A 20,490-nucleotide genomic window follows, 5' to 3' on the forward strand; every position below is an offset into this window, starting at 1 on the left:
TCGTCCCGGCCGCCCGCGCATGGGTGCCCGACCTCGCCGAAGACGGCCGGATCGGCCTCTACATCGGCGCGCTCTCCTCCGTCTCCGGCCTGATCGTCCTCATCGGCAGCGCGGCCACCGGTTCCCTGCTCGACCTGGGGCTCCCGGCCGCCGTTCCCTGGCTCGTCCTCGCCGTGGTCCCGGCCCTGGCGGTGGCCCTGGTGCCGCGCCACCCGGACCGGACCCGGGACGCGGACGCGGCACGCTGACGACCCTCCGGGCGAACCTGCCCGTCGGGGTCCTGCGATGCCGCAGGCCATGACCTACGTCCGGCTGGACCAAGGGGACGACGCAGCCGGGTGACAGCCGCTCAGTGATCAGGCAGTCGTGGATAGGCCCGCACCAGCGGTGTCCCGGCCCCGGCAAGGTCAACCCGGTGATCCCCGAGGTCGTCAGCCTGCCGATGCCCTCGCCGGCGTGCTGCGGCCCGAGGTCATGGCAGGCATGACGGACGAATGGGCCTGCATCGGCGGCAGGTTGATGTCGCCGCCCGAAACGGCGGGGGGCTTCCCGCGACCACGTCGCGGAAAGCCCCCGGGGTGCCGCCGCTGTCGGCGGCGGCGGCTCAGCGCAGTCGGTCCTTGGCCTTGTAGTAGGCGCCGCCGAACGGCAGGAACCAGGGGGTGCCGTTGTAGAAGGGGACGGGGACCTTGGGGAAGCCGAGGCCGCGCAGGGGGTTGGCCTCCGGCTTGCCGTCCATCATCTCGGCGACGGCGCGGCCCATGTAGGTGGCCATCTGGACGCCGTGGCCGCAGTACCCCATGGAGTAGTACAGGCCGTTGGCCTCGCCCGCGTGCGGGAGACGGTCCCAGGAGAAGCCGACCATGCCGCCCCACACGTAGTCGACCCGCACGCCCGCCAGCTGCGGGAAGATCTCCGTCATCTCCCGTTTGAGGATGTCTCCGCTCTTGACGTCGGAGGCCGGGTTGGACGGCGCGAAGCGGGCCCGCCCGCCGAAGGCGAGGCGGTTGTCGGGGGTGAGGCGGAGATAGTGGCCGATGTTCTTGGAGTCGACCACCAGACGGGCGTTGGGGATCAGCTCCTTGGCACGCGCCTCACCCAGCGGCTCGGTGACGATGATGAAGCTGCCGACGTTGATCAGCCGCTTGCGGAACCACGGCAGTGCCTTGTCGGTGTAGGCGTCGGTCGCGGCCATGACCTGCTTGGCGCGGATCGTGCCGTTGAGGGTCTCGACCAGGAAGCCGCCGCCGGGGAGGCGGGTGAGGCCGGTGGCCGCGTTCCGCTCGTGGATCTGCGCGCCGGCGCGCTCGGCGGCTTCCGCCAGGCCGTGGACGTACTTGCCCACGTGCAGGGCGGCGCTGAGCGGGTCGAGCAGGGCGCCGTGGTAGTAGTCCGAGCCCAGCTCCGACTTCAGCTCACGGGGGGAGAGCAGCGTGGTGTGGTGGTCGAAGTTCTCGGCCAGGTCGCGCTGGGTGGCCCTCATCGACTCGAAGTGCTGGGGCTTGAAGGCCACGCCGAGGCGTCCTGAGCGGTTGAAGTCGCAGTCGATCTTCTCGGTGCGCGTGAGTTCCTCGACGACGTCGACGGCCTCGCGGAAGGAGTCGTACAGCTCGCGGGCGCGCTCCTGGCCGTAGCGCTTGCGGGCCTCGCCGACTCCGATGGTGAGGCCCTGGGTGCACATGCTGCCGTTGCGCCCGGAGGCGCCCGAGCCGACCTTGTCCTTCTCGACCAGGACGACATGGGCGCCCTTGCGGGCGGCGTGGTAGGCGGTGGACAGGCCGGTGAGGCCGCCGCCGACGACCACCACGTCCGCCTGGTCGGGCAGGTCCTTTCCGGACCGGTCGGGCAGGGCGGGAGCGGTGTCGAGCCAGTAGGGGATCTGCTTCATGGCGTGCGTCCTCTGTGTTCTCTGTCCTGTGTCGCCGTGTCGCCGCGGGTCAGCAGCCGAGCAGCTTCGGCAGGCCCGACAGGTCGGGCAGCTCGTCGTAGGGCTGGTAGTCGGCGCTGCCGGGGCGGCCGTACCGGTTGATCCACACCCGGCGCTTCAGGCCGAGGTCGCGGGTGGGGATGTGGTCGTACTCCCAGCCCTGGGCGGTGTGGATGACCTGCGACGGCTCGACGCCCATGGTCTTGAAGGCGTGCTCGAAGGTCTGCCGGTCGGGCTTGTAGGCGCGGGCCTGCTGGGCGGTGATGACGTGGTCGAACTCCACGCCGATGTTCTCGACGTTGCGTGCGATCAGGTTGTCGTCGCTGTTGGTGATGATGGCGATCTCGTACTTGGTCTTCAGGGCGCGCAGGGCGTCCGGGACCTCCGGGAAGGGGCCGAAGGTGGGGACGGCCTCGACGAGGGCGTCGCCGTCGGAGGTGCGGTATTCCAGGCCGTGCAGGCGCATGGCCATCCGCAGGCTGGAGTGCAGGATCTCGTGGTAGGGGCGGTAGGCCTCCAGGACGGCCTGGAAGCGCATGACGCGGAAGTCGTCGAGGAACTCGTCGACGTCCAGGTTGTCCAGGTCCAGCCGGTCGGAGAGGACCTTGAGGGTGGTGGGGCCGAGCTGGAAGTCGACCAAAGTGCCGTAGGCGTCGAAGGTGACGATCTCTCGCATGGTGTTCAACCTCGGTTTCCGGTTCTTGCAGAGGGAGTGGAGCTGCGGGTCAGACGATCCGCCCGCCGGGGGTGACGATCGCGTCGAGGGCGGCCAGGTCGGCCGCGTCGGGTATCCAGTCGGCCGCCGCCGCGTTGGCGGTGACCTGTGCGGGGGTCATGGCGCCGCAGATGACGGAGCCGACGGCGGGCAGGGCCGCCAGTCCGCCCACCGCGACCTGAAGGAGGGTCAGGCCGCGTTCGGCGCCGTACTCGGTGAGCGCCTCGACGCGGTCGAGGGCGGCGTCGGTGAGCCAGCCCTGCCGCCAGGACAGGCGGCTGCCGGGCGGGGGCTGCTCGCCGCGCCGGTACTTGCCGCTGAGCAGCCCGTTGGCCAGCGGGTAGTACGGCAGCAGACCGAGCCCGTGTTCCAGACAGGCCGGGATCAGGTCGTCCTCCACGCTGCGGTCGAGCAGGTGGTACCGGGCCTGGGTGCTGACGAACGCCTCGGACATGTTCTCGGCCGGGAGGTTGGAGCAGCCGATGTGGCCGATCTTGCCCTCGTCGACCAGTTCCCGCAGGGCGGCGATCGTCTCGTCGAGCGGGGTGACGCCGTCCGGCTCGTGGTACTGGTACAGGTCGATCCGGTCGGTGCCGAGCCGGCGCAGGGAGGCCTCGACGGCGTGCCGGATGTAGCCGCGGGCGCCTCGCGGGCCGTACAGGTCGGCCTCCCGGCCCATGTCCATGCCGAACTTGGTGGCGAGGACGACGTCGTCGCGGTGGCCCTTGAGGGCGGCGCCGAGGAGTCGTTCGCCGTCACCGCGCGTGCCGCCCGCCTCCCCGAACCCGCCGTACATGTCGGCGGTGTCGAACAGGGTGATCCCGGCGTCGAGGGCGGCGTGGACGACGGCCTTCGTCCCGTCCTCGTCCAGGCGGGAGCCGAAGTTGTTCCCGCCGACGCCGACCACCGAGACGGCCGGCCCGCGTTCGCCGAGGGTGCGGTATCTCATGGCCGGCTCCCGAATCCGATGCAGACGTTCTTGGTCTGCGTGTAGCTCGCCAGCGCTTCGAGGCCCTTCTCCCGGCCCCAGCCGCTGTGCTTGTAGCCGCCGAAGGGGAGCTCGACGCCGGTGCCGACACCGGTGGCGTTGACGTAGACCTGGCCGGCCCGGATGCCTTCGGCCAGGCGCATCGCCGTGTCGATGTCGCGGGTCCAGACATAAGAGGACAGGCCGTAGGGGCTGTCGTTGGCGATGTCCAGGGCCTCGTCCGCGTCGTCGAAGTCGATGACGGTGACGACCGGGCCGAAGATCTCCTCGCGGGCGCAACGCGCCTGGTTGGTCAGGCCGGTCAGGACGGTCGGCTCGATGAAGTAGCCGTCGGCCAGGGCCGGGTCGGACGGCGCACCGCCGCCGGCGCGGACCGTCGCGCCCTCCTCCCGGGCCAGGTCCAGGTAGCCCAGCACCCGGTCGCGCTGCCGGGCGGCGACGAGCGGGCCGATGTCCGAGTCGCTCAGGCCGGGGCCGACGCGCAGGGCGGCGATCTTCTCCACCAGCCGGTCCAGGAACGTCTCGGCGCCGCGCTGGAGCAGCAGGCGCGTCCCGGCGGAGCACATCTGTCCCGCGTTGCTGAACGAGGCACCCAGGATCGCGGTGAGTGCCAGGTCGAAGTCGGCGTCGGCGAAGACGACGAACGGCGACTTGCCGCCCAGCTCGGTCACCGAGGGCACCACGTTGGCCGCGGCCGCCTGGGCGACCTTGATGCCGGTCGGCACCGAGCCCGTGAAGGTGACCTGGTCGATGCCCGGGTGCCCGGCCAGCGCCGCGCCGGTCTCGCCGTCGCCGGGGACGACGTTCAGCACGCCCGGCGGCAGCCCGCACTCCAGGGCGATCCGGCCGATCTCCAGCGGGGTGAGCGGTGCCTCCGGGGAGGGCTTGAGCACCACCGTGCAGCCGGCGGCCAGCGCCGGGGCCGAGCCCCTCGCGGTGTTCTGCAGCGGGTAGTTGAACGGGATGATCTGGCCGGACACACCGATCGGCTCGCGGACGGTGTAGTCGATCAGACCGGGCCCGAGGGGGATGGTCGCGCCGCCGAGCTTGTCGGCGATCCCCGCGTAGAACTCGAAGTAGCGGGCGGCGGCCTCGACATCGGCCTTCGCCTGGGCGAGCGGCTTGCCGACGTCCTGGCTCTCCAGGCGCGCCAGCCGCTCGCCCTGGTAGCGGATCGCCTCCGCGATGCGGTGGAGCACCCGGCCCCGGTCGGCAGCGCGCATCCGGGCCCACTCGGGCGAGGTGAAGGCCGCGCGCGCCGCCGCCACCGCCTGGTCCACGTCCGCCTTGCCGGCCAGCGCCACCTGGGCGATGGCCGTGCCGTCCGACGGGTCCAGGACACTGAAGACGCGGCCGTCGGCGGCCGGCACCTGCTTGCCGTCGACGAGGAGCAGCTGGGTGTCGTCACTCATGGCCGGATCTCCCCCTGCACCTCGCCGAAGATGACGACCTCGTCACCCGGGCGGACCGTGCGGATCCGGCGCACCCACAGCACGATGCCGTCCTGCGGGGCGCGGACCTCCTCCAGCGTGTTGCCGTAGTGGTCGACGATGTGGGCGATCAGGTCGCCTTCCTTGCAGGTCTCCCCCGGCTCGGCGTGCCCGAGGAAGAAGCCGCCGGCGGCCGAGCGGGCGAAGGTGCCGGAGACGGCCGTGTAGCTGTCGCGCAGTTCCGCCTCGCCGTCGGTCATGCCGAGCCGGCGCATGATGTTGCGGATCGAGTCGATGTGCAGGCCGACGTTGGACTCCCGGTAGGTGCCGCCGCCCGCCTCGATGGTGATCGCGGGCTTGCCGGCCGCCAGGGTGGGGTGGCGGACCGTGCCGCCCCACTTGCCGCCCTTCCAGACCAGCTCGTGACCGGACGCGAGAGCCAGGTCCGTGGCCAGCTCCTCGTAACCGCCCTGGAGGATGACGAGGGGTGCGATCTCGCCGAAGGTGCCGCCGGTGTGCAGGTCCACCAGGGCGTCGATGGCCGGCACGACCTGCTCGACGAAGGTGGCGGCCAGGCGCAGGGAGTACGAGCCGTCCGCGTCTCCCGGGAAGATCCGGTTGAGGTTCAGGTGGTCCAGGCCGCTGGTGCGGGCGGCTGCCTCGAAGGCGGGGGTGTTCATGCAGGGGATGCCGACGAGCGTGCCGCGCAGGGTGGCCGGGTCGGCCTCGGCGAGGACACGGCGGATGGCCTCCTGGCCGTCGTACTCGTCGCCGTGCACGCCCGCGTCCACGCACAGCACCGGGCCGTCTTCGATGCCGTTGACGACGATCAACGGGATGCCGAGTTCCACGCCGTAGCTGCTGGTGCCGACCGGGATCAGGCCCTGGGCGCGTTCGCCGGGGGCGACGGTCAGCGGACCGATGGAGTACATGGGGGTGGTTCCTTTCGAAAGCGCGGGTCACCGGGACCCACGCGTGGATCACAGGCGGGCGGACGCCTCGTCGAGGGTGTTGGCGAGGATGTCGGCGATACGGTCGAGGAGCGGGCGGTCGCTGATCAGCGGGGGCGCGATCTGCACCAGCGGGGCGGCACGGTTGTAGACGCGGGCGAGCAGCCCGGCCTCGCGCAGCCGGCGCGGGATCAGGTCGGTGATCAGGTCGGCCCTGGCGGTGTCGCTGAAGCCGCCGTTGTCGAGGTCGCCGACGAGTTCCAGGGCGTAGAAGAAGCCGGCGCCGCGGGCGTCGCCGACGATCGGCAGGTCCCCGAGGGACGCCATCCGTCCCGCCAGGTGGTCCTGGAGGCCGCGGACGTTCTCCAGGATCAGGTCCCGCTCCATGATCTCCAGGCTGCGCAGGGCGATGGCCGCGCTCAGCGGGTGGCCGGCGAAGGTGTAGCCGTGGTTGAGGACCGCGCCGGGCCGGTTGATGACCTCGGTGACCTGGTTGCTGACCAGGGTCGCGCCCATCGGGGCGTATCCGGCGGTGATGCCCTTGGCGACGGTGACCATGTCCGGGCGGGCGCCGTAGCGGTCGCCGCCGAACCACTCCCCCAGCCGTCCGAAGGCGGTGATCACCTCGTCGGCGACGAGCAGGAAGCCGTACCGGTCGGCCAGGGTGCGCAGGCCCGGCCAGTACCCGGCGGGCGGGGTGATGCAACCGCCGCGGTTCTGTACCGGCTCGGCGATCAGCATGGCGATCGTGTCCGGGCCCTCGGCCAGGATCGCGGCCTCCAGCTCGGCGAGCAGCCGGGCGGTGAACACCTCGTCGTCGACGTACCCGGGGGCCAGTCCGAAGCGGTTGGTGTTGGCGACGAACGTCGTGTCGATCGCGCCGGGGCCGTACGGCTCGCGCAGTCCGGGGTCGTCGGTGAGCGACAGGGCACCGATGGTCAGCCCGTGGTAGGCGCCGCGACGGGAGATCGCCTTGGTGCGGCCTTCCTCGCCGCGCAGGGCGTGGTAGCGGCGGGCGATCTTCCAGGCGGTCTCCACCGCCTCCGCCCCGCCGCCGGAGAAGAAGGTGTGCTCGATGTCCGCTGGGGCGATCCGGGCCAGCCGCTCGGCCAGTTCGATGGCCGTCGGGTGCGCGGAGGAGGACCACAGCGGGCTGAAACACAGCTCGCGCAGCTGCTTGTCCGCCGCCTCCGCGAACTCGGGGGCGTAGGAGTAGCCGAGCTGGCAGCAGTACAGGCCGGAGAGACCGTCGATGTAGCGCTTGCCGTCGGCGTCGTCGACGTAGGGGCCCTCGCCGCGCTGGACGACGAGGAGGTTCTCGCCGTCGGCGCCGAGTGAGCCGTTGGGGGTCATGTTCAGGAGCAGGTGTCTGGCCGCCGTCGCGGACAGTTCACCGGCCGGGGTGCGGGTGCTGGTGGTCATGATGCGGTCTCACTTCCGGCGGGGAGGCCCAGTCCGGGTTCTGTGGGCAGCAGGCCGTCCTGCTTGCCGGAGCCGCTGAGCCGGCGCACCAGGCCGACCAGGGCGAGGGCCACGACGGCGACCGCGATGAGGATCGCGCTGACGGCGGTCACCGACGGGTCGACGTTGTACTGGAGGACGTTGAACACCTGGACCGGGAGGGTCACGGTGTCCACGGAGGACAGGAACTGCGAGATGAAGAACTCGTCGAAGCTGGTGATGAAGGAGAAGATCGCGGCGGCGATCATTCCGGGCATGGCCAGGGGGAACGTGATGCGCCGGGCCACGGTGAGGCGGCTCGCCCCCATGCTGGCGGCGGCGTCCTCCAGCCGTTCGTCGATGCCCTTCAGTGTGGCCATGAGGATCATCACGGCGATCGGTGCGGCGAGCACGGTGTGGCCCAGCGCGATGGCGACCGGGCTGCCGAGCATGGAGGCGGGCTCGAACAGGAGGAACATGCCGAGGGCGATGACGACCTGGGGGATCACCAGGGGGGCCAGGACCAGGCCGTAGACCGCCGAGCGCAGCGGCAGTTCGCTGCGGACCAGCGCGGTCGCCGCGGTCATGCCCAGGACGAGCGAGAAGACCGTGGTCATCGCGGCGACCAGGGCGCTCAGCGAGAGCGCGGCCGGCCACTTGCTGCCGTCGGCGAAGAGCTGCTTGTACCAGCCCAGTGTCCAGGCGTCCGGCGGGAAGGAGCCGAAGGCGTCCTTGCCGAAGGAGGTGACGACGATGAGGACGATCGGCAGCGCCAGGAACAGCAGGATCAGTGTGGACAGGACGGTGAGGGTGATGCGTCCGGCCAGTGTCGAGCGCAGCGCGATCATGACGTACCCCGATTCTTCGCGGCCTCGCTCAGAACCTTGGTCAGCCGCAGCAGGAGCAGCCCGGCGAAGGTGAGGAGCAGCAGGATGATGCCGAGCGCGGCCGCGCCGTTCCACTGGTTCTGCTTCATGACCTGCTCGCTGATGAGCGAGGCCACCATCGTCTGCTTCTCGCCGCCCATCAGGGCGGGCGTGAGGTAGTAGCCGAGGCAGAGGATGAAGCACAGGATGCCCGCGTTGACCAGGCCCGGAGCGACCATGGGCAGGTAGACCCGGCGGAAGATGGTGATCCGTCCCGCGCCCATGCTGGCCGCGGCGGCCAGCAGCCGCCGGTCGATGCCGCGCATCACCGCGTAGAGCAGCAGGACGGTGTACGGCAGCATCACGGAGGTGGTGCCGATGACGACCCCGAGCTCGTTGTAGAGCAACTGGAACGGAGCGCCGGGGACGCTGAGGTCGGTCAGGACGTTGTTCACCACGCCGTTGTCACCGAGCAGGATGATCCAGCCGTAGGTGCGTACCAGCGCACTGATGAAGTGCGGCACGACGACGACGACCATCACCAGTCCCGCCCACAGCGGCTTGAGCCGGGATATCGCGGCGGCCAGCAGGAAGCCGATGACCAGCGCGAGCAGTGAGGTCTCGGCCGAGATCCGCAGGGTGGTGAAGAGGATCTCCAGATGGGAACCCTGGAGCGCGTCGGCGTACCAGTGCAGTGTCCAGCCGCCGTCCTCGCTCTTGAGGCTGAGGAGGAGGGTGCTGAAGATCGGGTAGACGAACAGCACCAGCAGGTAGACGACGACGGGTGTGGCGTTGAGCAGCCCGAAGCGGGTGCGGCGCTCGGACAGCGCCCGGCGCAGGCGGTGCATGCGTCCCTTGGGGACGGCGGGGGTCGCGGGGCCCGGCGCCGCGGGCGCGGGGGCGAGGAGGGATCCGGCCATGGGTCACCCGCCCGCTTCCGCCGCGAACACGCTGACGTCGCCAGGGGCGGCGGTCAGGCTGACCTGCTCCCCGATGACCGGCGCGCGTCCGGCGGGCAGTTCCAGCCGTACGAGGTCGGTGTGCGCGCCGCCGAGCGGACGGACGGTGACCCGCACGAGGGTGCCGACGTAGGTGACCGTCTCCACGGTCCCGGTACAGAACCCGTCGTCCGGCGCACCGAGGGCGAGCCGGCCGGGCTGGACCGCGGCCCGTACCCGCGCGCCGTCCGGGACGGCCTGCGGGCGGGCCTTCAGCAGACCGCCGGTGTCGAGCCGGACGAGGGTCTGGTCCGCCGTCTGCTCCTCCAGGCGGCCTGGAAGGAAGTTGGCCGCACCCAGGAAGTCGGCGACGAACGGGGTGCGGGGACGCTCGAAGAGCTCCCGGGGGGTGTCGAACTGGTCGATCCTGCCGTCCCGCATCACCGCGATCCGGTCGGAGAGCACCAGGGCCTCTTCCTGGTCGTGGGTCACGTAGATGACGGTCAGGCCGAGTTCGCGCTGGATGCGCTTGATCTCGGTCTGGAGCTGGTCGCGCAGCTTCTTGTCGAGGGCGCCGAGCGGCTCGTCCATGAGGATCACCGGCGGCCGGTAGACCAGGGCCCGGCACAGGGCGACGCGCTGCTGCTGGCCGCCGGACAGTTCGCGCGGGCGGCGGCGGGCCATGGCGGACAGCCCGGCCATCTCCAGCGTCTCGCCGACCCGGCGCCGCAGTTCCTCCTTGGGCACACCGCGCAGTTGCAGCGGGAAGGCCACGTTCTCCCACACCGTCATGTGCGGGAAGAGCAGGTACTGCTGGAAGACGAAGCCCAGACCGCGCTTCTGCGGGGCCAGCCGGGTCACGTCCCGGCCGCCGACGACGATGCTGCCGGAGTCGGGCTCGCAGAACCCGGCGATCATCATCAGGGTCGTGGTCTTCCCGGAGCCGGAGGACCCCAGGAACGTGACGAACTCACCCGCCGCGATCTCCATGGAGACCTCGTCGACGGCCGTCACTCCGCCGTACGTCTTGCGCAGCGCGGTCACGGACAGTGGTTTCCCGGAACCCGACAGGCTCGCCGGAGAGGCCGGGGACAGCTCGGTCATGACGTCGGTCTCAGGCATGCGTCCACTCCTGCCAGCGCTTGGACACGGCGTCCTGGTTGGTGATCCACCACTCGACGTCCAGGTCGAAGCCGGACTCCAGGTGCCCGGGGGAGCTGGCGAGGTTCGCGGCGGTGGCCGCCGAGAGCTTCTTGTAGGCGGCGGGCACCACGGGGGCCATGGGGTAGATCTCGGCGTAGTTCGCCTGCACCTCGGGCCGCAGCGAGAAGTCGATGAGCTGGTAGGCGGCGTCGGTGTTGGCGGCGCCCTTGGGGATGCCCCAGCCGTTGCTCTGCCGGCGGGCGCCGTTCCACTGGTAGGCGAGCGGTGCGCCGCCCTTGATCAGCGCGTCGAGGCGGCCGTGCCAGACGCTGGAGGCCACGACCTCCTTGCGGCCCAGCAGCACGCCCGGCAGTGCGCCGGTGTCCCAGAACTTCCGGACGGAGCCCTTGATCTCGTCGAGGACCCGGAAGGCGCGGTCCACGTCGAGGGGGTAGAGCTGGTCCAGCGCCACGCCGTCGGCGAGGAGGGCGAACTCCAGCTCCGGGTAGTCGGCGTCGAGCGCCTGGAGGGCACGGTTGCCCTTGAACGACCCGGTGTCCCAGAAGTCGGCCCAGGAGGAAGGTTTCTTCCCACCGAATGCGTCCGTTCGGTACGCCATCACGCTGGACCAGTAGTTCTTGCCGACCGCGTTGGAGGTCACCAGGCTCTTGGCCACGCCGGCGTTCTTGAAGTTCTTCAGCCGGTCGAAGTCGAGGTCCTCGGTGGCGTCCTCCTTCTTGAACAGGACGTAGTCGGCCATCGAGTCGTCGATGACGTCGAACTGCGGGCGGCCCTGCTTGATCTGGGCGAGCATCTGCGCGTAGCCGATGTTCACCACCTTGACCTGGATGCCGGTCTCCTTGGTGAACGGCTCGTAGATGGCCTTCTGGTTGGCCTCGCCGTAGGTGCCGCCGGTGTCGCGCACGACGAGCGTCCTGGAGCTCTTCCCGCCGCCGACGGACCGGCTGTTGCCGGTGCCGCACGCGCTGAGCGTCGTGGCGGCGGCGATGCCTGCGGCGACGCCGCCGGCTGAGCGCAGGAACATTCTGCGGTCTATCCGGACATCTTTCACGAGGGCCTCCTGGGTGCGGTACGGGATGAGAGACGAAGGGGGAGTTCGTGCTGGTGAAGACTCGTTCTTCTGGGGCGTTGCTGGGGGGGTGGGGGTCTTCAGTGGCCGGGGTCCCGGGGGGCGGGTGCGGCGATGGCGGCGAGTTCGGCGCCGGGGGTGACGGTCAGGCCGCGCATGCCGTAGAAGATCCGTCCCGTGGCGGGGGTGTGGACCTTGTGCTCCTGGCCGTCGACCGGGTCGACGACGTGGCCGATGACCTGGCCCTCGGTCACGTCGTCACCGACGGCGAACGAGGGGTACCACAGGCCGGTGGCCTCGGCGGTGACTCCGGCGGCCCAGAGCCACTCGCGCGGGGTCGTCGTGTTCTGGGCCTCGGTGTCGAGGACGCCGAGCCTGCTCAGTACCCCGTACAGGCCGACGACCAGGCTCCGGGCGGTCTCGGCGTCGCGTTCGCCGAGCTGGCCGGTCTCGACGAGGATCGCCGGGATGCCCTGGCGGACGGCGGCGGCGTGGCTGTTGCCGCCGTCGGCGTTCAGGCCGAGGATGACGTCCTCGATGCCGAGGGCGCCGGCCATGTCCGCGGTCCTCGCGTCGAGTTCGGGGTCGCCGGTGAGGCGGTAGCCGACGAAGTTCCTGAGGACCTCGTCGATGCCGCCGGAGTGGAGGTCGAGGTACGCGTCCGCGCCGTCCAGCAGGTGCGCGAAGAGCCAGGCGGCCAGCCGCTCGGTCGGGCTGCCGTCCGGGTCACCGGGGAAGACGCGGTTGATGTTGACGCCGTCGAGCGGGGAGACGCCGAGCCGGCCCTGGTAGACGGCCGGGGGGTTGGCGACCGGACAGACGACGACCTGCCCGTGCACCTCGCCGGGGTCCAGCAGCGCGGCGAGCCGCGTGGCCGCGTCGATGCCGCTGAACTCGCCGCCGTGCACACCCGCGGTGATGACGACCCGTGGGCCGGGGTGGGCTCCGTTGACCAGGGCCAGGGGAATGTCCACGGTGAGGGTGCCGAGGTCGACGGGGACGGTGCCACGGGCCTTGGCGCCGGGCTCGGCACTCAGAGCGCCGACGGTCAGGTGCTGCGTCATGGTCGTCACGCGTCCGCTCGGTTCAGGGTGGAGACGAAGTCGATGGGCTGGGGTGAGGTGCCGTCCAGCGCGAGGTCGGCCGCGATGTCGCCGAACGCGGGCGAGAGTTTGAAGCCGTGGCCGGAGAAGCCCGCCAGGAGCACGACGTTGTCGTTGCCGGGCAGCGGGCCGACCAGCGGGCGGCTGCTCTCGGTGTAGCCCTCCATGTAGACGGAGAGCCGGACCGGGTCGGGGTCGAGGTCCGGCATGTGGCGGCCGATCAGCTCGGTGAAGATCTCCAGTTCCTCCGGCTGCACGGTCCGGTCCAGCTGGTTCGGGTCGCCCGCGGGCCGGTGCAGGGCGCGGGACAGGCCGAGCTTGACGGAGACGCCGTCCGGGGAGGGCAGGCCGTAGCAGTGCGTGGGCGCGGTGCGGATGAACGCCGGGCGCTCCGCGCCGAACCAGGCGTCGGTGGCGGGCACGTACCACGCGCTGACCAGCCGGCGGATGTCCACCTCCCACGGCAGGTCCGGCAGCAGGTCGTTCACCCACGGGCCGGGGCTGACCACGGCCGCGTCGAAGTGTTCGCTGCCGGCGTCGGTGCGGACCTCCACGCCGCTGCCGCTGGGCACGATCTCGCGGACCGTGGTGTAGCGGTGGATGCGGGCGCCCAGCTCCTCCGCCCGCCGGGCGGCGGTCTGGATCGTCAGCTCGGGCCGGATGAAGCCGGCGCGGCGGTCGAGTACGGCCGCGTCGCCGTCCTCGATGCGGAACTGCGGGAAGCGCTTGGCGAGCGCCTCGGCGTCGAGCACCTCGTGGTCGAGGCCGTGCTCGGCGATGGACTGCAGGACGGTGGCCATCTGGTGGTGCTCGGTGGGCCCCATCAGCAGGCAGCCGGTCAGGCGGCGCAGCTCGCGGCCGGTGTCCTGCTGGAGCTGTTCCCACAGGGCGTCGGCGTGCTGGAGCAGCGGGACGTACCGGGAGTCCTCGAAGTGCGCGCTGCGGAAGATCCGGGTCTCCCCGCCGGCCGCGCTGCGGTCGTGGCCGGGGGCGAAGCGGTCGTACCCGACGACCTCGGCTCCACGGGCGGCCAGCCGCCAGGCGGCCTGACTGCCCATCGTTCCGGCGCCTACGACGGCGACGCGCTTCTTGGCAGACACAAGGGGTTCCTTTCGTCTCCCGGGGCGTGGATGCTGAACGCCCGGTATGCGGACTCTCGGATTCCGGAGGGGACTGCGGCGACGGGTCGAGGGCCACGCCTGCACTGTCCGGGGAAGGGGGCTTCGGCCTCTCGTGAGCCTGTGCCACATTGTGGAACGATGTGCTAGAATCTGGCACGAGAATGACAGCCACCCAGAAGGGAGTCAAGAGGGTGTCGGCCGGATATTTTCAGGATTAACAGGGGGAAACCGGATGGAAATGAAAAGTGTGACCAGGTCGTTGCGCATCCTGGAGGCGGTCGCGCAGCACCAGCCGGTGACCGTGGGGGAACTGACCAAGCTGTTCGGACTGCCCAAGTCGACCGTGCAGCGCACCCTGGTCTCCCTGGCCGAAGCCGGCTGGCTGCGCGCCAACCGCAAGGACACCACCCGCTGGGAGATCGGCGCCCGCGTCCTGGCCGTACGCCCCGCCGCCCTCCAGGGATCCAGCCTCTACGCCGCCGCCCGCGAACCCATGGTCCGCCTCCGCGACACGGTGAACGAGACCATCCACCTCTCCGTCCCGGACGCGTTGCAGTGCATGGTGGTGGTCGACCGCGTGGACTGCGACCAGGCGGTACGGACGTTCTACGGCATCGGCGACACCTCGCCCCTGCACGCCACCGCCACGGGGCGGGCGATCCTCGCGCGTCTGCCGCGAGCGGACGTCGACGAACTCATCGACCGCGGACTGGAGCGCTTCAGCGACTCCACGCCGGCCGATTCCGCCGCGCTGCGGGCCGAGCTGGACCGCGTACGGACGGACGGCTACTCGGTGAATCTCAACCAGTACCGGCCGGACGTGTGCGCGGTGGCCGCGGCCATCCTGGACGAGGACGGCACGCCGCTCGCGGCGGTGGCGGTGTCGATGCCCGCCTCCCGGTACGACCCGGACCGGCTGCCCAAGTGGGGCCGCCTCGTCGCTGACACGGCGGCGGACATCGCGGCGCGCCGCCTCGGCACCTGAGACGGGGACGGGGACGGGCTGCCTGGCCCCGGAGCACGGGGCCAGGCAGCCGCGCCGCGACGGGCGTCCCGCCAGGCGTCGGGGCCATCGGCCGGCAAGGGGGTCAGCGGAGCCCGCGCGCCGCGTACCCCTTCCCGACCACCTCTGAGAGCGCCGCGACGAAGCGGTCGAGCTCGTCCTTGCGCATGTAGACGCCCGGTGACACGCGGAGCCCTCGCAGATGCCGTACCTCGCGGTACTTCGTATGGATCTGGTGGGTCTCTCTCAGCTCCCGCTCCACGGCCCTGTTGTCCAGGCCGTCGATCGAGAACAGGGTGACCGCGCCCAGGTTCTCGGTGTCGAGCGGGGTGTGCAGCCGGAATCCGGGGATGTCCCGGGCGAGATCCACCCAGTGGCGGGTCAGCTCCCGCAGCCTCGCGTGGATCCTCTGGACGCCGATCTCCCGGTGGAGCCGTGCGGCCGGCGCGATCCCCGCCTGAAGCGCCGAGTTGTACGTACCGAGGTTCCAGTGGTCGAACTTGTCGACGCGCAGCGGCGGCGGGTCGAAGGGGGCCAGCAGAGGCCAGGTGTCGTCGATCCGGTCCCGCCTGACCACGAGCATGCCGTTGCCCACCGGCGCGCCCATCCATTTGTGCAGGCTGGTCACGTAGTAGTCGCAACCGAGCTCGCGGAAGCTGACCGGCTGCTGCGCGAAGATCTGGGCACCGTCGACGACCGTGAGGGTGCCGTTCTCCCTCGCCAGCCGGCACAGCTTCCCGGCCGGCACGACCCGCCCGGTCCAGTGGTACATGTGGGTCAGCTGGAGCACCCGGGTACGCGAGGTGAGGGCCGCGGTGTACGCCGCCACGACGTCGTCGTCGCTGTCCATCAGGTCGAAGTCGGCCGTCACCACCTCGATCCCCTCGCGTTCCTGCCGCTGCGACCAGGCCGCGAGCACGCTCGGGTAGTCCCACGCCGACACCACGACCTGGTCGCCCGCCGACAGCGGAATACCGAAGATCGCCGTGCACAGTCCCTCGGTGGAGTTGCGGTTGAGCGCGATCTCGTCCGGCTCGCAGTCGATCAGCCGCGCCAGCTGCGCCTTGACGTCGGGGAGCGCGGGATCGAGCTTCTGCCACATGGTGACGTCGGGGTTGTGGCTGACGGACCGGTAGGCGTCGATCGCCGCCTGTTCCACGACCAACGGCGGCGGGCTCACGGCCGCGTTGTTCAGGTTCAGCAACGGGCGCTGCTCCGGATAGGCCGCACGAACGCGTTCCCAGAAGTCGTCGCCGACGGGATCAGTGCTGCCCATGAGGGCACCTCCATGTCTTGGACATTGTCACAGTGACGGGTCACAGCGGCGGGTCAAGTGGTGGGTCGAGTGGTGGGGTCACAGCGGCGGGGCCACAGTGGCCGCGCAGCCGGCCCGAGCCCCGCGCCCGGCCGGGGGGAGGCCGGACGCGGGGCGGCCCCGCGCGGTGCGCGGACGGCGCGGTCAGGGCATGACCGCCGTCATCGCAGTGGCACCGCGAGGTACATGGTGCCGAGGAACGCCTGGGTAGGCGACGCCGGCGTTCTCGACTCGGCCGTCGTGCCGCTGCGGGCTTCACTGTGCCACATTGTGGAATGATATGCTAGAATCTGGCACGAGAATGGCAGTCGTTTGGGAGGGAGTCAAGAGGTGTCGTCCGGATATTCCGAGGACCGGCCGGGGGGAACCGGATGGAAATGAAGAGCCTGACCAGGTCGTTGCGCATGCTGGAGGCGGTCGCGCAGCACCAGCCGGTGACCGTGGGGGAACTGACCAAGCTGTTCGGACTGCCCAAGTCGACCGTGCAGCGCACCCTGGTCTCCCTGGCCGAAGCCGGCTGGCTGCGCGCCAACCGCAAGGACACCACCCGCTGGGAGGTCGGCGCCCGCGTCCTGGCCGTACGCCCCGCCGCCCTCCAGGGATCCAGCCTCTACGCCGCCGCCCGCGAACCCATGGTCCGCCTCCGCGACACGGTGAACGAGACCATCCACCTCTCCGTCCCGGACGCACCTCAGTACATGGTCGTCGTCGACCGCGTGGACTGCGACCAGGCGGTACGCACCTTCCACGCCATCGGCGACATCTCACCCCTGCACGCCACCGCCACCGGGCACGCCGTCCTCGCGCATCTTCCGGCGGCGGACATCGACGACATCGTCACCCGTGGACTGGAGAGCTACAGCGACTCCACCCCCACCGACCCCGCGGAACTCCGCGCCGAACTGCGGCGCGTCCGCAGCGACGGCTACGCCGTGAACCGCAACCAGTACCTGCCCGGTGTCTGCGCCATCGCCGCGCCCGTCGTGGACGGCGACGGCACGCCGCTCGCGGCGGTGGCCGTCTCCCTGCCCGACTCCCGCTTCGCTCAGGACCGGCTGCCCGAGCTGGGCCGGCTGGTCGCCGACACCGCGGCGGAGATCACCGCCCGCCACCTGGCCTGACCGCGGCTCCGGCTTCCCTGCGCGCCCCTGGCTGCGCGGGGCGGTGCCGCGCTCGGTGCCGCGCTCGGTGCCGCGTGAGGGAGGCGCCGAGGGACTGGTGCTCCTTGAGTCCTCACTGGACGGGCCATGGCGAAGCCCCTGGCCGGCACCGGGGGCGTCGGCCAGGGACACCTGACCTGTGGAGCGGGAGGAGCAAGGCCGTCTGCCCCGTGCCCGGTCAGGAAGGAAGGACCGGGCACGGGGCGGCCCGCGCGGTGCGCGAGGGGGCGCAGGTCAGGGCAGGACCACCGCCGTCATCGCACCGGCACCGCGAGGTACTGGTACTCCAGGAACTCGTCGATTCCGACTCTGCCGCCCTCGCGGCCGAGGCCGGACTGCTTGACGCCGCCGAAGGGTGCGGCGGGGTTGGAGACGAGGCCGGTGTTCAGGCCGACCATGCCGACCTCCAGGCGTTCGCTGACGCGAAGCGCCCGGCTCAGGCCCTCGGTGAAGACGTAGCCGACGAGGCCCCAGGGGGTGTCGTTGGCCCGGCGGAGCACCTCGTCCTCGTCGTCGAAGGTGAGGATCGCGGCGACCGGGCCGAAGATCTCCGTGTCCATCAGGCGGCTGCCGGGGTCGACGTCGGTGAGCACGGTCGGCGGGTAGAAGCAGCCCGGCCCTTCGGGCACACGACCGCCGACGAGCACCCGGGCGCCGCGCTCCACCGCGTCGGCCACCAGGTCCTCGACCTTGGCGCGTCCGGCGAGGTCGATCAGCGGGCCGACGTCGACCCCGTCCCGGGTGCCGGGACCCACGACGAGCGACCCCATGCGCCGGGCGAGGCGCTGCGCGAACTCCGCCGCCACCGACCGGTGGACGAAGAAGCGGTTCGCGGCGGTGCACGCCTCCCCCATGTTGCGCATCTTGGCGAGCATCGCGCCGTCCACGGCCGTCTCCAGGTCGGCGTCCTCGAAGACGATGAACGGGGCGTTGCCGCCCAGCTCCATCGAGGTCCGCACGACCGTGTCCGCGCATTGGGCCAGCAGCAGCCGCCCGACCGCCGTGGAGCCGGTGAAGGACAGTTTGCGAACCCTCCCGCCGCGCAGCAGCGGTTCGCACACCTCCCCCGGGCGGGAGGTGGTGACGACGTTCAGCACGCCGTCCGGCAGCCCGGCCTCCTTGAGGATCGCGGCGAGAGCCAGACTGGAGAGAGGCGTCTGCGGGGCCGGCTTGAGGATCATCGTGCAGCCCGCGGCGACCGCCGGGCCGATCTTGCGGGTGCCCATGGCCAGCGGGAAGTTCCACGGGGTGATCAGCAAGCAGGGTCCGACCGGACGGCGGGAGAGCAGCATGCGGTTGCGCCCGTCCGGCAGAATGCCGCCGCCGCCGTCGATGCGCACGGCCTCCTCCGAGAACCACCGGAAGAACTCCGCCGCGTACGCCACCTCTCCCCTGGCCTCGGCCAGGGGCTTGCCCATCTCGGCCGTCATGAGGTGGGCGAGCTCGTCGGTGCGGTCGAGGATGATCTCGTACGCGCGGCGCAGGATCTCGCTGCGCGCCCGCGGAGCCGTGCGCGCCCACTCAGCCTGCGCCTGGACGGCGGCGTCCTCCGCGAGCCGGGCGTCCTTCGCTCCCGCGTCCGCGACGTGCGCGATGATCTCGCCGGTCGCGGGGTCGTCCACGGGCATGGTGGCGCCGTCCGCGGCGTCCACCCAGGCGCCGCCGATGAACAACTGCGTGGGTGTGTCGGTCATGAGGTCTCCGTAGGGTGTTGATCGGCGGCGGGGTCGAGGAGTTCCGCGAGGTGCAGGGCGCGGATGTCACGGTCACCGCTGAGGTGGTCGATCTGGGTGGCGCAGCTGAAGCCGTCGGCCACGACGACGGTGCGTCGGTCGTCTCGTGCCGCCTCGTCGATGCCGTCGAGGCGGGGTTTGAGGGCCAGGTCGGCGACGGCCATCGAGGTGTCGTAGTGCTCTGCCTCGAAGCCGAAGTTCCCGGCGAGTCCGCAGCAGCCCTCGGCCTCGTCGACCTTTCCTACGCCGAGCCGGCGCAGCAGGTCGGCGGGGCGGCGGCCCTGGAAGGTGGCGTACTCGTGGCAGTGGGTCTGGAGCACGACGTTCTCCGGCAGCGGCGGCGGGGTCCAGCCCGGAGCGGCGAGGTCGGTCAGAGCCCCGGTGAACGTCTGGACACGGTCCGCGACGCGCCGGGCGGCCTCGGTGCCGAGCAGTTCGGGCACGTCGCGCTTGAGGGCGGCGGCGCAGCTGGGCTCGGCCACGATGATCGGCCGGTCATCGCCGTTGTCCAGGTGGGCGACCGTGCGGGCCATGATCGTGCGGGCCACGGACAGCTGTCCTGTGCTGACCCAGGTCAGGCCGCAGCACAGGCCGTCCTGCGCGGTGGTGGGAATACCGGCGTCGGCGAGGACGCGGCTCGCGGCACCCGCCACCCGGGGGCGGAAGGCGCGGGTGAAACTGTCGACGAAGAGCAGGGCCCTCGCCGGTTCGCCGGTCTTCGTCGCGCGCAGGGTCCTGCGCAGAGCGCGGCGGGAGGCGAAGGCCGGGATCGTGCGCTCGGTGGTCACGCCTCCCAGCCGGGCCAGCAGTCTGCCGACCGGCCCGCGCAGCAGCGCGTTGACGGGCCGGGCCGCGTATCCGGCGAGGGCGGAGGTCAGGGGCAGCCAGCCCAGCGAGTAGTGGGAGCGGGGCCGCAGGCGGCCCTTGTAGTGCTGGTGCAGGAACTCCGCCTTGTACGTGGCCATGTCGACGCCGACCGGGCAGTCGCTGGAGCACGCCTTGCAGGACAGGCACAGGTCCAGGGCGTCGCGGACCTCGGTCGAGCGCCAGCCGTCCTGAACCGTCTCCCCCCGCACCATCTCCTGGAGCAGGCGGGCCCGGCCCCGGGTCGAGTCGTTCTCCTCCCCCGTGGCCCGGTAGCTCGGACACATCACGCCCCCCGCGTCGCTGCGGCAGCGGCCGACGCCGACGCACCGGCGCACAGCGCCTTCGAAGCCGTCCTCGTCGTGCGGGAAGCTGAAGAGCGTGCTGACGGGCAGCACTTCCCGTGTGTGCAGGGCGAGGTCGGCATCCAGAGGGGCCGGGGCCACGATGACACCGGGATTCAGCAGGCCCTCGGGGTCGAAGGCCTGCTTGAAGGCGGCGAACGCCCGGATCATCCGGTGGCTGTACATGACCTCCAGCAGCTCACCACGGGCCCGCCCGTCACCGTGCTCCCCGGACAGCGTCCCGCCGTGCTCGACGACCAGGGCCGCCGCCTCGCCGAGGAACCCGCCACGGTCGTCACGGCGCTCGAAGGAACGGCCCGCGGCGGGACGGTCGGTGCGGTCGGTGCGGTCGCCCCGGTC

17 protein-coding genes and 1 pseudogene are annotated in these 20,490 nt (G+C 71.3%); 3 read left to right on the forward strand and 15 right to left on the reverse strand.

All coding sequences use genetic code 11. From position 1 onward, the window contains the following. Positions 1–248, forward strand: a pseudogene (locus ACWD0J_RS37935) (MFS transporter); the annotation flags it as partial. 356 nt (positions 249–604) lie between these two features. Here the strand turns inward: ACWD0J_RS37935 and ACWD0J_RS37940 are convergent. From ACWD0J_RS37940 to solA, 12 genes are all read right to left on the reverse strand, one after another. Then, positions 605–1,888 (reverse strand): NAD(P)/FAD-dependent oxidoreductase, encoded by a 1,284-nt coding sequence (locus tag ACWD0J_RS37940; protein WP_451500426.1) that lies wholly within the window; start codon positions 1,886–1,888, stop codon positions 605–607. Between the two features lie 49 nt (positions 1,889–1,937). Further along, positions 1,938–2,603, reverse strand: coding sequence for a haloacid dehalogenase type II (locus ACWD0J_RS37945; protein ID WP_451500427.1), 666 nt, complete (start codon positions 2,601–2,603; stop codon positions 1,938–1,940). 49 nt (positions 2,604–2,652) lie between these two features. After that, positions 2,653–3,591, reverse strand: a complete 939-nt coding sequence (locus ACWD0J_RS37950) for an aldo/keto reductase (RefSeq protein WP_451500428.1) — start codon at positions 3,589–3,591, stop codon at positions 2,653–2,655. Next, entirely contained in the window at positions 3,588–5,042 is a 1,455-nt protein-coding gene (locus tag ACWD0J_RS37955; RefSeq protein ID WP_451500429.1) for an aldehyde dehydrogenase family protein, read from the reverse strand. The genes ACWD0J_RS37950 and ACWD0J_RS37955 overlap by 4 nt, the downstream gene beginning before the upstream one ends. Then, a complete protein-coding gene (locus ACWD0J_RS37960; protein ID WP_451500430.1) occupies positions 5,039–5,992 on the reverse strand; it encodes a succinylglutamate desuccinylase/aspartoacylase family protein in 954 nt (317 codons plus the stop codon). Before ACWD0J_RS37960 ends, ACWD0J_RS37955 begins: the two co-directional genes overlap by 4 nt. A gap of 48 nt (positions 5,993–6,040) precedes the next feature. Continuing rightward, entirely contained in the window at positions 6,041–7,432 is a 1,392-nt protein-coding gene (locus ACWD0J_RS37965) for an aminotransferase class III-fold pyridoxal phosphate-dependent enzyme (protein WP_451500431.1), read from the reverse strand. After that, entirely contained in the window at positions 7,429–8,298 is an 870-nt protein-coding gene (locus ACWD0J_RS37970) for an ABC transporter permease (protein ID WP_451500432.1), read from the reverse strand. The genes ACWD0J_RS37965 and ACWD0J_RS37970 overlap by 4 nt, the downstream gene beginning before the upstream one ends. Further along, positions 8,295–9,236: an ABC transporter permease gene (locus ACWD0J_RS37975; protein WP_451500433.1), complete on the reverse strand. Its 942-nt coding sequence runs from the start codon at positions 9,234–9,236 to the stop codon at positions 8,295–8,297. Before ACWD0J_RS37975 ends, ACWD0J_RS37970 begins: the two co-directional genes overlap by 4 nt. Positions 9,237–9,239: 3 nt before the next feature. Continuing rightward, positions 9,240–10,376: an ABC transporter ATP-binding protein gene (locus tag ACWD0J_RS37980; protein WP_451500434.1), complete on the reverse strand. Its 1,137-nt coding sequence runs from the start codon at positions 10,374–10,376 to the stop codon at positions 9,240–9,242. Then, the gene (locus tag ACWD0J_RS37985; RefSeq protein ID WP_451500435.1) at positions 10,369–11,442 is read right to left on the reverse strand and encodes an ABC transporter substrate-binding protein; all 1,074 of its coding nucleotides are present in this window, start codon (positions 11,440–11,442) and stop codon (positions 10,369–10,371) included. Before ACWD0J_RS37985 ends, ACWD0J_RS37980 begins: the two co-directional genes overlap by 8 nt. Before the next feature lie 125 nt (positions 11,443–11,567). Next, complete coding sequence (locus ACWD0J_RS37990; RefSeq protein WP_451500436.1) at positions 11,568–12,551, reverse strand: succinylglutamate desuccinylase/aspartoacylase family protein; 984 nt, start codon at positions 12,549–12,551, stop codon at positions 11,568–11,570. A gap of 5 nt (positions 12,552–12,556) precedes the next feature. After that, the gene (solA, locus tag ACWD0J_RS37995) at positions 12,557–13,690 is read right to left on the reverse strand and encodes an N-methyl-L-tryptophan oxidase (RefSeq protein ID WP_451500437.1); all 1,134 of its coding nucleotides are present in this window, start codon (positions 13,688–13,690) and stop codon (positions 12,557–12,559) included. Between the two features lie 259 nt (positions 13,691–13,949). On the opposite strand from solA, the gene ACWD0J_RS38000 reads away from it, so the two are divergent. After that, positions 13,950–14,696, forward strand: coding sequence for an IclR family transcriptional regulator (locus ACWD0J_RS38000; protein ID WP_451500438.1), 747 nt, complete (start codon positions 13,950–13,952; stop codon positions 14,694–14,696). 103 nt (positions 14,697–14,799) lie between these two features. On the opposite strand, the gene ACWD0J_RS38005 is transcribed toward ACWD0J_RS38000, so the two are convergent. Then, a complete protein-coding gene (locus ACWD0J_RS38005; protein WP_451500439.1) occupies positions 14,800–15,990 on the reverse strand; it encodes an aminotransferase class V-fold PLP-dependent enzyme in 1,191 nt (396 codons plus the stop codon). A gap of 416 nt (positions 15,991–16,406) precedes the next feature. On the opposite strand from ACWD0J_RS38005, the gene ACWD0J_RS38010 reads away from it, so the two are divergent. After that, positions 16,407–17,150 carry an IclR family transcriptional regulator gene (locus ACWD0J_RS38010; RefSeq protein WP_451500440.1) on the forward strand — a complete coding sequence of 248 codons (744 nt, stop codon included), beginning with the start codon at positions 16,407–16,409 and terminating at the stop codon, positions 17,148–17,150. 293 nt (positions 17,151–17,443) lie between these two features. Here ACWD0J_RS38010 and ACWD0J_RS38015 read toward each other — a convergent pair whose 3' ends face one another. Continuing rightward, positions 17,444–18,883 (reverse strand): NAD-dependent succinate-semialdehyde dehydrogenase, encoded by a 1,440-nt coding sequence (locus ACWD0J_RS38015; RefSeq protein WP_451500441.1) that lies wholly within the window; start codon positions 18,881–18,883, stop codon positions 17,444–17,446. Beyond that, the coding region (locus ACWD0J_RS38020; RefSeq protein ID WP_451500442.1) for a (Fe-S)-binding protein at positions 18,880–20,490 on the reverse strand (1,611 nt) is incomplete at its 5' end. The genes ACWD0J_RS38020 and ACWD0J_RS38015, both read right to left, overlap by 4 nt.

The sequence above is a fragment of the Streptomyces sp. NPDC003011 genome (genome assembly GCF_053591515.1).